At 41.4% G+C, this 14299-nt stretch carries 8 protein-coding genes; all 8 read left to right on the top strand.

What is annotated here, in order from left to right; translation table 11 throughout:
- Nucleotides 1–231 precede the first annotated feature (231 nt).
- Nucleotides 232–900 carry a hypothetical protein gene (locus G7074_RS25805; RefSeq protein WP_166212134.1) on the top strand — a complete coding sequence of 223 codons (669 nt, stop codon included), beginning with the start codon at nucleotides 232–234 and terminating at the stop codon, nucleotides 898–900.
- A gap of 683 nt (nucleotides 901–1583) precedes the next feature.
- Nucleotides 1584–2384 carry a hypothetical protein gene (locus tag G7074_RS25800; RefSeq protein ID WP_166212132.1) on the top strand — a complete coding sequence of 267 codons (801 nt, stop codon included), beginning with the start codon at nucleotides 1584–1586 and terminating at the stop codon, nucleotides 2382–2384.
- Nucleotides 2385–2452: 68 nt separating this feature from the next.
- Nucleotides 2453–7216, top strand: coding sequence for a hypothetical protein (locus G7074_RS25795; protein ID WP_166212129.1), 4764 nt, complete (start codon nucleotides 2453–2455; stop codon nucleotides 7214–7216).
- Nucleotides 7217–7368: 152 nt separating this feature from the next.
- The gene (locus G7074_RS25790) at nucleotides 7369–8250 is read left to right on the top strand and encodes a hypothetical protein (RefSeq protein WP_166212126.1); all 882 of its coding nucleotides are present in this window, start codon (nucleotides 7369–7371) and stop codon (nucleotides 8248–8250) included.
- Between the two features lie 580 nt (nucleotides 8251–8830).
- Nucleotides 8831–10378 carry a trypsin-like peptidase domain-containing protein gene (locus G7074_RS25785; protein WP_166212123.1) on the top strand — a complete coding sequence of 516 codons (1548 nt, stop codon included), beginning with the start codon at nucleotides 8831–8833 and terminating at the stop codon, nucleotides 10376–10378.
- Between the two features lie 5 nt (nucleotides 10379–10383).
- Nucleotides 10384–10884: a hypothetical protein gene (locus G7074_RS25780; protein WP_166212120.1), complete on the top strand. Its 501-nt coding sequence runs from the start codon at nucleotides 10384–10386 to the stop codon at nucleotides 10882–10884.
- On the top strand, nucleotides 10881–12101 hold the full coding sequence (locus G7074_RS25775; protein WP_166212117.1) for a hypothetical protein: 1221 nt from the start codon (nucleotides 10881–10883) through the stop codon (nucleotides 12099–12101). The genes G7074_RS25780 and G7074_RS25775 overlap by 4 nt, the downstream gene beginning before the upstream one ends.
- 1535 nt (nucleotides 12102–13636) lie before the next feature.
- Entirely contained in the window at nucleotides 13637–14179 is a 543-nt protein-coding gene (locus tag G7074_RS25770) for a hypothetical protein (protein WP_124558490.1), read from the top strand.
- Nucleotides 14180–14299: the final 120 nt, after the last annotated feature.

The raw sequence follows: 14299 nt of genomic DNA, 5'->3' as shown, positions 1-14299 counted from the left end.
TGGGGATTATTCCAGACCAATTCGGGCAGTCTAGCCGATTGAATAAGCAGTGCTTTGTAAAAAAGTACGTGTTCATCCGGAAAGAGTTTTTGGAGATGGGCAAGGGATGAACCAAAATTTTTGGCTTTAATCCAAAAGTTTGTTTTTTACCCGATAAGCGATAGGAGGTATTTGCAGGGGTACAACATGCTCGCCGAGGTTCAACAATTTTATCTGGGAGCTGAAAAGAAAGTGAAGGAGGGCGATGCCGGTAAAGAACAGGCAGAATTTATTAAGCAAGCCCGGTCATCAAGATCGCTCAATGATGATCTTGCAGTGTACTTATATATCCTTTTTCCTGTGTCGCTAGACTTTTCGTTAAGAATTTTGAGCGGTGATCTAAAAAAAGAATACTATCAGACTAGCATTGATAGCTTATTTGACCCCGGAAAATACAATGTGGTAGACCTTAATGAGTTCAATTACGCTAAATCGATTTTTGAAAAAATTATGCTTGATGGCTTGGATTATCCTGAATTTATAGAGATGCATAATAAGCAAGAAAGTGCCAATAAAGATTTCATCTATGTTATTGCTTGTTTTTTATTAAGCACTTTTTCAGACTCGTCAAAAGCGGCAGATCTCCAACTTGCTAATCTGGTAACTTTAGATGCTACTTTCAAAAACACGATAACTTCATTTTATAATTTTCAGTTGATCCCTTATTTTGAACAATTTTGGTCGCTTAAATTCAATAATAACACCAAGGATTTCCTCAAGGCCGATGATCTTAGGGAAAGAGGATTCCCATTGATCAAAAAAACACCAGCTTCTGAGAAGATAAAAAAAATATTTTTCGTTTTAAGCTGTCACTTGAAGATTGCCCTTTCTGAGGAAATTGAAAGGTTTATAGAGTTATAAAATGAGTTAGTCTTCTGTAGTTTCATCATCCAAGTCCTTATTTTTTTTATGGCTGATTGTAAAGCTGAATAGCCAAAACTTGAATACCATCGATTTCTTTTCATTTGGTTTTATGCTTCCTTTATATAGATAAGCGGCGAAACCCATTATTAGTAGTAAGGCTATACAGAGAAAGATTATGCTCAAATAAATATGTTCTAAGTTCAAAAAAAGTGTTTCAATCATGTTCCCGGAGTTAAGGCGCAGTATTGCATCCATATTATTTATATTATGTAATTAAATAATAAGCGCTAAGTTAGGTCTGTACCAGATACAAGAATAGCCGGACTATTGCCGAATTACCACCGATTTGAACGTAGCCTTTTGCGCGTATTGAAGGACGTAAAACTCTACATCCGCTACCCAATAGATAAAATTTGCTGATTTCATCATAAGGGTTGAAATGACCGAGGGCCAAAGGGAGGATTATATTCTTTTGTAAAGCGATTTTATAAATTTGCTTCAGGTATTGGAATTGAGAATTTTTATCTCTATAATTGTGTATGCTTGTTGGCAAGCATGCCCGTTCGTGCAAAGATTTCATCAGCCAATAGTTTAATAATGCAAACCTACTTGCTTATTATCCACACAAGATTACGAACGCAAAAAAAAGGATAATTAAGCTGGTACAAAAGGATTGTATTATGAAAACTATTGAGTACTTCAAACTCCAGGCAAAAAATCTATACAAAGATTTCAAAACCCAAAAACCTTATTTTGATCCATCGTTAGGCAATCATTTATTTGAGTATACGCCAAAATTTTTCGATGTAGATGCACTGGTTACCGACTTCGATATTGATGAAGGTAGTTTTACCCTGATGAATGCACAGCACATTATTGCGAAATTGGTTGGATTCAAAAAATGGACGGAAATGCTAAAGGCTTCCATGCCTGCATTGGAATTAGCCAGGCTGCTATTTGATAACCAACACAAAATCAGCTATGAAGAGTGGGTTGATTATTTCACGGATATAGAAAATGAAAACAATGTAATATTAGATGATGAGTATAAACTTGATATTTTCAAGCAGGTTTTTGCCGATGTAGATGGTCATGACACTTATGTTTTTGATTATCGTTTGGTCAGGATGGAAAAACCATCAAATGAAAATCAAATTATAAAACCAAAAAAAATAGAAGAGAAAATGAAAACTACTGTACAAATTTCTGCCTTGCCATTGGTTGGGGCGGATCGTAACGAATTTATTGAAGTAGCAAACGCGAAATTTGAGGATGTTTTAGATAGGATAGAAGCAGAAAATCCTCAATTGACCCGTAAATTATGGAATGCGGAAAAATATATTGATGAAGAGCTTTTGACACCAGATATGTTGCCAATCGGTCGTGATTACGCGCTTTCTTTGGTTGATGCCTTCTTGGTCAATTATGTTATTGGGCTTGCAGTCCAGGCTGACGAGCAGGCTGCGGCTGCACTTAAGTAATAGCTTCATTCAAGTTCAAAAACGCCCTTAGGGTAATCTTTTGATTATCCTAAGGGCGTTTTAACGTAGTGGATAATTCAGCTTCCGCTTCACTTCGTTTACCACAAAGCTGCTGTGTGATTTTAAAACGTTGTCCATTCGCATCAGATTTTTGGATCGCAAACCGGTTTGGGCTTTTTACTTTTAAGTCGACAATCTTTAACTTAGCAAACGCTCTCTGTTTAGGCTTGGAGTGGTATCAAGGGACCAAAAATATGCCAATAATAGAATTTATTTCGCCACTCATTTCAAAAGGAATCGATAATCCAGCCGCTATTGCCAATAAAGGTTTTCCTTACCGTGATATTGCAGATCCAAGAAGGCTGGAGGAGCTTGTTTATAGTATTTTTGAAGCCAAAATAACTAAAGGAACTTTATCTGGTTTTGATAAAGTAAGCCTGATGTCAGGAGTCAGAGATATGGGAAGGGACTGTGCGCTGTTTCAGCATGGCATCCTAAAGGGCATGATACAGTGCAAGAAATATCAGAAGAGTATCAGTAAAACAGATTTCGGAGAAGAAATAGTTAAATACGTACTCTATAGCCTGCTAGAACCCCAGTTAATTCCAGATGCCAGAGATTTTACATACTACATAGCAGCTACTGGTGGTTTTGTCAGGGACTGTAGCGATTTGATTGATGAATTCAATATCAGAATCTGTCAGGAGCCGGACCTGAACAACTGGATGCAAAAGCTTTTACTAAATCCGACGCTCAGCGATTTGAAAATTGCGGATGTTGATGGTAAGGTCAAAGATATATTGAAACAGATAAAAGTCCTTAAAATCCATTCCCAGGATTTAGATGCTTACCTGATGGAGCAGGAGTGCAGGCATTTGATCTCACTCTTTTTTGAGGTTCGAACCGTTACTGATAATGCTGAGATTGAAGCTTTGAGATCGGATTTTTCAGGCTATTTTAATCGGGAACTGAACGAATCAGGGATTAGGGAGGAACTTAGTCGCGGCTCTTCTGCGCTTTCCCATCAACGCAATGAATTCGATGATATTCCTGATTCGCATATCCCAAGATCGGAAACAGCGGAATTATTACAATGGATTAAAACTGTGCCGGAAAAGGACAAGTTCGGGAATGAGCTTAATTTGTGTGTATTGGCAGGAAATGCCGGAATGGGAAAGACCGTGATTTTAAAAGACCTTTATGAGCAGCTCAAGGTAGAGGGTATTGCGGTACTGGGTTTAAAAGCAGACCGATTATACGCGGCAAGTCTTCCCCAGCTTCAGGGACTGATTGGGATTTCACTCCCTCTGTTTGACTTCATTGAACAGTGTAAACAGCGTTTTGTGAATACTGTAATCATTATCGATCAGATCGACGCACTCTCACAAACCATGTCCTCTGACCGTAACTTTTTAACGGTTTATAAATCTCTGATCGATAATTATGCTCACGATGCCAGTGTAAGGATAGTTTTTTCGGTACGCTTTTTTGACCTTTACTATGACCCATCACTAAGGCAGTATAAAAATATCAAGACGATTTCTGTAAAGCCACTCGCCAAAGAGCAGGTATTGGAACAGCTGAAGAAAATCGGAGTTTTCCGTGAACGGGTCTCTGTAAAGTTAATGGAGCTCCTGTGTACTCCCAACCACCTTAATGTTTTCTCCAGGATTGCGGATGCGTTGCCAACTGATGAGAGTATCATTTCGATACAAGGGCTGTATACGGAGCTATGGCGACAAAAAGTACTTTCCATTCCTGCCAATTCAGGGCTGGAAATCAAAAGGGTAAAGAAACTGCTCTACAAGATAGCCAAAGAAATGTTCAAGGCGCAGCGTATTTCATTGAACGTACATCTGTTTGAAGAAGATAGTAGGGAAATCAGTTTTCTGGAAAGCCAGCGCCTTTTAAAACGGGAGGGACAGCAGATCCAGTTCTTTCATCAGACTTTCTATGATTTTGTATTTGCCAAACGGTTTGTAGAGAAGGGTGATGATTTGATCAGTTACATCAAGTTGCAGGAGCAGAGCATATTTGTTCGTTCGGCAGTAAAAATGATCATGGGCTATCTCAGGGATTTTGATTTCGAAAGTTATATTAGTATTCTTTCCAAACTTTTAAACGATAAGGAAATCTTCTTCCATTTCCGGCATATGTCGCTTTTAACGCTCGCTTCACTCGAATCACCGGAAAAAAGCGAGGTTGATTTGATAGAGGGATGCCTGTCGAAATCGTTTTTACTCAGTGGCCTTTTTTTTCAGCAGGTGAGATCTGTAGTCTGGTTTGATGAACTGTTGGTGCGGGGATCGCTTGACCTACTAACTACACCTCTTGAGAAAAAAGCGCATCTTTTTGAAGATCTGGATGAGGATCCCCTGGAATGGGAGGCTCAGTTTGGCTTTGCCCATTGGGCTGCCACGCGCCTGTTGATAGCCCATATGAACAACAGCAATCCACTGGCTTGGGATTTTGCAGAAAGGGTTACTGATCAGGCCCTTTTAAGAAATTTAGCTTTTGGACTAAATCTTTGGGAACATCCAGGGGCATTGCAACTGTTGGGGAGGTGTGAGGATTTTATAAACAAAGATCAGTTCGGTTTTTATTCTGTGCTGGAAAAAATGGCTAAAACCCATCCCCAGGTGGTTATCGACAAAATGCAGTTTCTGATTAGCACCAGAAAGACGGTCGAGAACGGCGAGCAGAGGGAACGTGAATCTGTACTCAAAAAATTAGCGGGAATAGCGCCGGAAAAGCTAATTGATTTATTATTTGTAACCGTTTCGGCAAAGTTCAATAAAAGAAATATACTCAATGATACATTGATCAGTGACTATACATTTGACCGAATCGATTTAAGGGAGGAGGAACATCTTGATAGCCGAGAGTTTCTTTATAGGCTCCTGGCAATCTGTCTGCGGAGAGCTGCTGCGAAAAATGATCCGGAATTCTTAGCTTTTGTGAAAAAGCATGGTAGATCGAAGCAAAAAGCTGTGCTGAGACTGATCATATTTGCTTTGAAATCCAATGAAGGGGAATTTCAATCAGTGGTTTACAACCTGTTCCTTTATCTGCAGGAATGTGGTCATATAAAACTAAGAGATGATTTTGGTGTAGAATATCGGGAATTACTAGAGTCTGCATTTCCTTTGCTAGGTGTTGAAATGCAGGATTATATTTGCAATGCAATACTTAATCTGAAGGTTGGAGATGAGATTTGGATTGACAAAGGTTGGGACAAGCCGGTGCGCAGGGGGAAATTTGGACTAAGTAAATATGTTTATCTCTGCCGCCTGCCGCGGGAAAGGGTTTTTGCCGATACTTTACTAAAAAGGTCATTTCTGGAGTTAGAACGAAAATTTGTAGGCTATAAGGACACTTCTAATCTGGGAAGTGTGATGGCGGGCATGGTCACACGCCCCCTTCCAGCTAAGGCCTACCAGAATATGACTAAAAAAGAATGGATTAAATCGTTCAGGAAATACGCAAGTGAGCGCGATCCGTTTTCAGGCGACTATTTGAAAGGTGGTTTAGAAGAGCATACCTGGGGATTTAGGGATGCAGTGAAGTCTTGTTCTTCCGAAATGATTTTCGATATCATAGAAACGGTAATATCGGATACTTCTATTCCAGTTCAGTACGCTATTTCGGGACTTTTAGGACTTAGTGAACAGGAAACGGATCGTCAACGCTGTATTTATTTGCTTAAAAAGGTTATCGCAGAAAGCAATTACGATGGATGGTTTTGGGCATGCGCCGATATAGCGGGTAATTTGGTCGGGGGAGAGGAAGAAGATCAGGAACTCATTGATCTTCTTGTTGAAGCTGCTTTTGATGTTAAAGAAAAAGAATTTGAAGCTAACGAAGCTGAAACTGATATTGGCGGCTTGGTTACCAGAGGTATTAATACGATCCATGGAAGAGCGGCCAGAAGCCTTGTCGAAGTGAAGGACAAAAGGTTTGCCGACCAGGTTTTTAATGCTCTCAATCTGATTTTTAAAGAAGGCCCCAAAGAATCCAAAGCTGCCGTTCTTTATCGATATGCCTGCCTAAATCATCTGGATCAGGAACGTTCCTATAAACTTTTTCTAAAGACACTTGTGGATGAGGATGATGTTTTTTTGCTTGCATCATCCCTCTGGTCACTACAGTATATGGGCAATCACGATTTTAAGGGACTTTATCCCATATTTGAAAAGTTGGCAAATGCAAAGAATCTTGGGCGGGATGATAGCCAGTTTCTGGTTTCAATACTGTATTTTTCCCATCTTTATGATCGGGTCGGGGCAGGGGAATTACTTTTGACCACACTAGAAAAAAATCAGTATGCAGGTAACTGGCTATTAAACCTGATCATCAAGCATGTTTATCATGATGATGGTTCAAAGCGGAAATCACTCAGTTTATTGGAAGCTTTTTTCAGCATTGGACAACCCATGTCGCCGTTAGTTTCGGACCTCAGTTTTGTTCATGCGGAACACTTAAAAGTCGAAGATGTTTCTGATTTTCTAATGGCTTACATTTCTTCGGCCGAATTTAGGTTGGGTACATATCTGATCAAGTACCTGACCGCACAGTGTGGCAGGGAGCCATTTATCTGTGTAGAACTGTTCCATAAGGCCATGGCAAAAAGGACCGATGTAGATCCAGATAGGGGTGTATTCAGGGAGGATGATGATACCACCAAGTTCATTGTGGGTGCTTTCAACTCTATCCGGGGAAATGATAGAAAAAGCAAAGAAACGCGGAAAATACTGCTCCAATCTTTTGATATGGCATTAATGGATTATAAGCGTAGGGGAAAGACTGAAGAGATACTAGAGGAATTGGTGTAGACCTAGACCTGCAAGTGGGCCGAGGAATGAGGGTTTGCACTAAGTTAAATTTATTTTTGCTTTCAGCCAACAGATAAAACGGGTTGAAACAAAAGATGTTGATGGTGAAAAAGAAAGATTAGAAACTATAAAATAAATAACGATTGAATGTTATGGGATATAATTTAGAACACTTTGAAAAAGATAGTATAACATATTTTAGTGGTGAAATAACAGGTTTGATCAAAGATCAGAATTTAATACTAGATTTTTTAAAAGAGTATCTTTTGGCTACCAATGGTCAGATACAAAGGACGAACGCAGATTGTTTTATACAGTTGGCTACAAAAATAAGATTGAATTTGGAAGCTGTTAACGATCTTCTGCCCAAATTATATGGAGACTATCGCTTCAAAACCGGTGTAAATTTGATTTATAGAAGTGTTGTAGATGATGTACTCAATTTTTTCTACCTGGCTACTTTTCTGTTGAACAATGATGCAGATCAGGTTTCTCTCGGGAATGAATTGATCATTCTCCACAAAGAGTTTTTATTGAGTGCCATAAAGGGTATAGACGCTCAGATCGGACATGATAAGTTTATACACGAAATGCTCGGAATGGAACCACCGGCAGAAGAAGAGTTCCTCGAAGAATTGATGTCGGCTAACCCCGAGATTTATTCTAACGGAAAAGTAAAAACATCGCTGGAGATACGAAGTTCCTCTCATGAAGATTTTCGGAATGCGCTCCAGGATGTCAAGGGGCCATTTATGAGTGAATCCCGAAAAATTAAACATTTAGAACAATTTGGACATGGTCCTGTTGGTTTGGCATTAGAAGAACTTTTCAAGTATTTTAGCCAATACCAGCACTACAGTCCCAAAACGCATGAATTTATCCTGACGAGCATAGATCTTGATTTAGCAATGTATAGAAAGTGCATTTTTCAGGTTTTACATTTCCTAGATGCGGCATTAAAAATCATTATTGTTGAAAATAATGAATACTTTTCAAGTCTTTACAGGGATCAGATTTCAAAAATGAACGATTAAAACAAGTCGCGCTCTGAAGCCCCAGTATACGGTTCTTGCCAACAACACCAGCTGCAAGATGGCAGGAACAATCCATTGATATATTCCGGATTTATTGACGCAAGGGCAAGCATCAGAAAAGGAAAGATCAGCGGGCTCTCGGCGATCGTTTCCAAATTGCTCGGCCTGGATTTTCAGCCGGCGTAGCGCCTCCCTAGCTGAGGGGTTTATCTTCAAAACACGAGTAATTTTGCTTTAATTCCGGAGCATTGGTGAACTTTTGTCGATTTTGTTTTATCATCTCCATTCCTTTCCAAATCGTCTCATCATCGCGATGCTCACATAAATTGAAAATGTTTTTTATCCGCATAACAAATTTTACTTCCCAAATAGATTGGAGATCGCATGAAAATGTGCCGAAATCAAGACATTTATCAACAATAAAAAATGGAGTATTCTTATAAAGAATATCTAAGTGTCAAAATATTAGTATCTTAGATCATATTTAGTGCCTGAAGAATAGCGATCTCAAACCTTTCGTCAATACCGCACCATCCCTGTTATTCCCGCTTCAGGTATCCACCATCTAATGCGCATCTTTATGGAAAAAATCTATGGATTACTCATCATCCTTTTCATCCTGAGCCAGGTCTCAGAACGGGTCGCCAATTTTCTAAAGCTAAAGCTTTCCGATAGCCGGCTTGTCCTGCAGGGTACCAAGCTGGGCTTTCTGCTCAAGCCCTTCACCTTCAACAATACCAAGGTCAGGACATTCGATGCCGCGAGGGAAAAAGAGCGGGAATACCGTATCCTTAAAATCAACCTCTTCATCGGTTTTCTCATTGCGCTGAGCTTCCGAGCGGATCTATTCTGCCTGTTCCGCTACATCTCCAATGACCCGGTCAGTCACCTGGGCTGGATCAAGTACAAAGAAGATACCGCCGAAGTCCGTGAATTTCTGGGTGAGCGCGACCTTACAGGCATTCTTGTCGCCTTATATACCCTGGCAGGCTGTTTGCTCACCGGGATCTTTCTGAGTTTCGGCTCCAAGTTCTGGCACGACCTGATCGATCTGGTGCTGCAGATCAAAAACTACAAAAGCATGCTCACTACCGAGGGCATCCAAAAAATAGAAAAGCAGTTTTCAGGCCTGGAAACCACTCAGCAAGATTCGCTCATCGACAACGCCATTGAGGAAAACTACGACAACTGGAAGGCCCAATACCCCAACATTGTTGGCTGCAGCTCGGGACTAAAAGTCACTGATGGAAGTCCACAACCGCAAAAAGCCATCATATTTAAGGTCAGCGACAAAAAAACAGCTGTCCAACTTGCAGGCAGCAAATCCATCCCACCAGAGATCAGCTATAAAGGCCTTTCCATTCCCACTGACGTGATCCAGATCAACCAGCCCAGGACTATGCAGATCCAGCATCCCGGCGACAACTATGCCATCAGCCTGATCGGCACCAATGTCTCCCTGGATCAGCAGGCGAAAGATTTTGGGAGCGTCGGACTAAAGGTTAAGCGTGGAAACGACGAATTTATGTTATCCTGCTGCCATGTATATTACCCCATTGCTATTGGGAACCTGAATCCGGTTCTGGCCGATAATCAGTTCCAGACCCCGCTCCACCAACTGCAGACCATGGTCACCATTCCATCCAAAGAATATCGCAGTTTACAGGGTAAATCACCCTCGCCCGTACTGACCGGATTTGCCGTGGAGGGAAGGCTCTCCCGTTATGTAGATGCTGCGCTGTCGGTCATCACACAGGGCAGTCTGGACAACTCAAGTTTTTTTTACAACGGCCTGGGCCAGCGCAAGGTTACCGCAGAACTTCCCGATGATCAGATAAAAAAAGGTTTGGAAGTCGAAATCTTTGGGTGCGTGAGTGGCCGCATCACCGGCAAGGTGAAAGAGATTGCAAAGCGCACCGAAGTGCGCATCGTCGGTCCGGGCTATGCTTTTACCTATCAGTTCAACGACCTCATTGTCGTCGAGGCCGGTTGCCAGCCAGGTGATTCCGGTGCACCGGTGCTCACTCCAAAGGGAGAGGTGGTTGGCATTCTCTCCGCCGGCGATACCGAGCTGTCCTATGTTGTGCCTTTCCAATCCATCAAAAACAACCTCACCATAACCCTCTAAAAACTATGAAAACCTTTATACTCTCCCTGCTCATGCTGGCAGGTTTTTACTCGGTCTCTGCCCAGGAAGTATTGCTTACCCTCAAAAGTCCGGAGCTCAAACTCGATAAGGTGGAATATACGTTTAAAGAAGACACCGATTACCTGATCGTTCTGCAGTTCAAGGACGAAAAAGAGGCAGCGGAAGCATTAAAAACCCTTTATCTCACCAAGACGGCAAAAACTCCGACATTGGAAAGCGAAATGATCAAGCCAGAAGTGAATGCTGCTGATAAGGCGCAACTGAAGATCAGTATTCCAAAGGCCGTGTTAAAGGGATTGGATACCAAAGAGTTCGCGCTTTATCTAGGCAAGGACCTCAAATTTACTTTTAAGGTCAACAAGGGGGCGCAGCTCCCCCGGCGCCTGCTGCAAATGCTAAGGCAGATGCAGTCTTCCCTGAGAAAGTTGATGACAGCAAAGTTCAGGTACTCAAAAATCTCAGTTACAATACCAGTAATGGTTTGACTAGCAGCGACATTTCAAAAAAAATCCAAAAGGAGGTCCGGTATCTCTGGGATCCTGCAACCGGGGTTCTGAAGACAAATGATGAAAAGGCCTATCTCCACGTTGGCGACCAGTTTTATTTTCAGCTTGCTCCCGTACCCAATCCCTTTAAATATACCGTCAAGATTTCTTATGAGTACAAGGACCATAACGACAGTCCGGATTCGATGCTCGAAGATCTGTTCTTGAACCCGGTCAAACTGCTGGGCTCGGTACGTTCCCTAAGCAGCGCGGCAGAGAAAGATGATGAAAACCCAAAAATAAAAAATAGAAAGAACAAGGCACTGGGCTATCTCCAGGAAGCTAATTCGGCGATGATCAAGTTCTTGGACCACTACCGCTCCCTGGATGTCATCATGCCTGAAAGCTTCCGGAAAGATAAGGCCAGACTGCTGACCAATATAAACGGCATGTTAAAGACCGCGGACATCGGCTACAACGGGGATATTGAGGATTATGTATCCATGGTCTTTGAGCCGGCCGATACCGTATATGTGAAAAAACTCGTGACCAATTACCGTATGGTAAAAGCCTACGAGGTGCCCGAGCATTGGGTTTCCATGGGGCAGGTGCAGAACTTTGATGAGCTCAGTTATCTCATCGATATCCGCTCTCGTCCTGGTCGGTTGACCGGGCTCAAGCTCGACACCCTTCAGCGCTTTACCTTTCCGGTACATGGCGGGTTTAAGGTAGACGTCAGCCCGGGCCTTTTTTATACCAAGCTGAGTCAGCCTGTATATTCCCTTAATTCGGACAGCGTGATGGGCAAGACCATCAAAGGCGCCGATACCGTGCTTTCCAGGTCCAAGTCGATCCTTAGGGAAAAGGGCTCCAACGGACAGGTCGGCTTTTCGACCATGGTACACTTTTACTGGAGATGGGGAACGGCTTTCAACATTGCTGCCAGTATCGGCGCTGGACTTACCCTGATGGATAAGCCGCAGGTGCGCTATTTTGGTGGGCTTAGCTTTCTTGCTGGTCGAGTGAACCGCCTTGCACTTACCGTAGGGTACACTGCAGGAAGGATAGAGGAACTCAGTGACCGTTACTACAACACGGATAATTCCTTTAAGGTGGTGAACAATAATGAAACCGCGCTGTCCACCAAGAAAGTGCTCAAAGGAGATGTCTTCATCAGTCTGGGGTATAACTTCCCACTGCTCAAGCGTAAGCCATAGCTCTCCAGCGGCCAGCTATCCCTTTGCAGATTGATTTGGGATCTGCAGCTTCATCCATCGATGAAAGCTGTCAGCCACGAATCCAGATATGTGGAATGATGAGTGGCTCAGTTCAATAAAAAAAGGAAAAGCAACAATGCTTTTCCTTTTTTTCAAGATCCATTGTTGATCTGAAGAGATAGGTCGTATGTAAACTTGGACTGGATGAATTTTGTTTCATCCAGTAAGAAGGAAATCTGTGGTCGAGCCCTGTTTTTGTTCAGAGGGAAAGGAACATTTTAGGCAACCGCCCGGCAATCATATTCGCATGCAGTTTGACTGAAATATGAATCAAGACCTTTGATAATCTTAAACTGCAGGTAAATAAGTACAAACCGGTTAAACAGACTGCCAGCCTCGGGCTTCCCTTGTTTAATGAATCAATCGGAAAGTGATGCTACTTATTATTTGAAATAGATCCATATAATAGACTGTTTCTGTCTTGAAGCTTTTGAGGCTACAAAGAGTTGATTTTCAATTGGTTTTATCTTTTTGTGAAGGATGAAAAAATAAAAGTTATAAACATATTGATTATCAATGAGTTAATCGTTATCTTATCTTTTGTATCTGATTTGTTATTTTAGTCTGTAATTAACTGATATTCAATGTTTTTTATTTTCTGTATCGGCAAATAATCCAACTACTGCTGCTAAACAATGAAGTGAGGAGAAGACAAAAAAGGATGATGAATGGCTTTTGGATAAGCTTCAGTTTTCTTAAGCGCTTTAGAAACAATTCTCTTTCTTGTGGTTAACACTGTGTTAAGGTTAGGTAATTTGGTCTGTATTTGATTTTATTGACCCATGTCAGAAAAACTGATACACAATTTAAGTATTCTTAATTAGTAGTGCTAAGTGTCTTTGCGGATTTGCACTGATCGTCCGCTCCGCATCAAATACATCGCCCGGGCTAACACCTGTCTTAGACCAAACGAATTCATATTGGTTTTGCCAGTGAAAAGTTACACGCGATCCCGTAGAAATCCGCCTAGCAAACCAGGCCAGCGGCATGGTCATACCATCCTGATTGTCCGGCACCTGCTGAAAGATGCAGAAGTTATCATTTGCAGTCGAGTTGTTGACGATCGTTATTGAATAAGGGCGTGACATAAAATAGGATTGAAGCGCTATAAGATAAATTAAATTATAAATTCCCTACCCGGTGACGGATAGGAATAGCGAATATAATAAAATGTTGGATTACCTATTACTAGATCTCGAATAGAAAAATTCCAATATTTTAAAGGCCAGAAAGTATAGGCGTGGTGTTCATGGGAAGGATTTAGCCTCCGTTAAAACCTTTAAATTCTTCACCTTGCCGGGTGCATCTTATTCCTGTCTTTTCGCAAAAACTGTTGATCGAAAAAATTAAAAGCATGGTTTTACATCACTGAATATGCTAAAATTTTGCATCTTTAGCACGTAGATTTTAATTAATCAATCTATCAGGAACCGCCGAAAACTGCATTTTGAAAGAGTAGGCAACAAACGTTTTCAATGAAAAAAATATTTATGGGGTCAATCGCCCTAGCAACGCTCTCGCTATCTATTCTCTTATTTCAAGTTAGTTGTAAAAAAGAAGTAAACGCCCAAAACTCAGGTAACTACGTTTTGCCACCAGCAACAACATCCACAATGGGTGGAATCATTGTCGGAAGCGGCCTAAGTGTAAGCCAGAACGGAACACTCTCAGCCAATGCAGGTACAACCCAATTAAACAAATTAATTTACTCCAGAATAACCTACGATGCTGGCGGGACTTATAAAGGCGCTGAAATATGGACAGCCAATTATGACGGTAGTGCACAAACAAAAATCAATGTTTCCCTACCTAGTGGTATTGTTTTCGCTGAAAACCCATCACCTAAACTTTCTCCTAATGGCACCAAAATTTTCTTTACCGCAGGCCCCTCATCAAGTTATAATCCAACAATGGCTTCAGTTGAAAGCCTCTATTCCTGCAACATAGATGGAAGCAGTGTAGTTAAGATCATCGAGGGCACAACAACAAGCCGTATTGCAGATCTTTCAGCATACTAATGTTTAAGCCTTCGGGAATAAAATTCATTTTTCCATAAGATTATAAATTAGCAAAGGTGGCCACTTGTTTTTTCAGCAAAGTGGTCACTTTTAGCTCTTAACCGACAATTTTTTTTGCTT

Source organism: Pedobacter sp. HDW13 (genome assembly GCF_011303555.1).
Taxonomy (GTDB): Bacteria; Bacteroidota; Bacteroidia; order Sphingobacteriales; family Sphingobacteriaceae; genus Pedobacter.
Note: the sequence above shows the minus strand (reverse complement) of the source record. Positions and strands in the feature narration are given on the sequence as shown.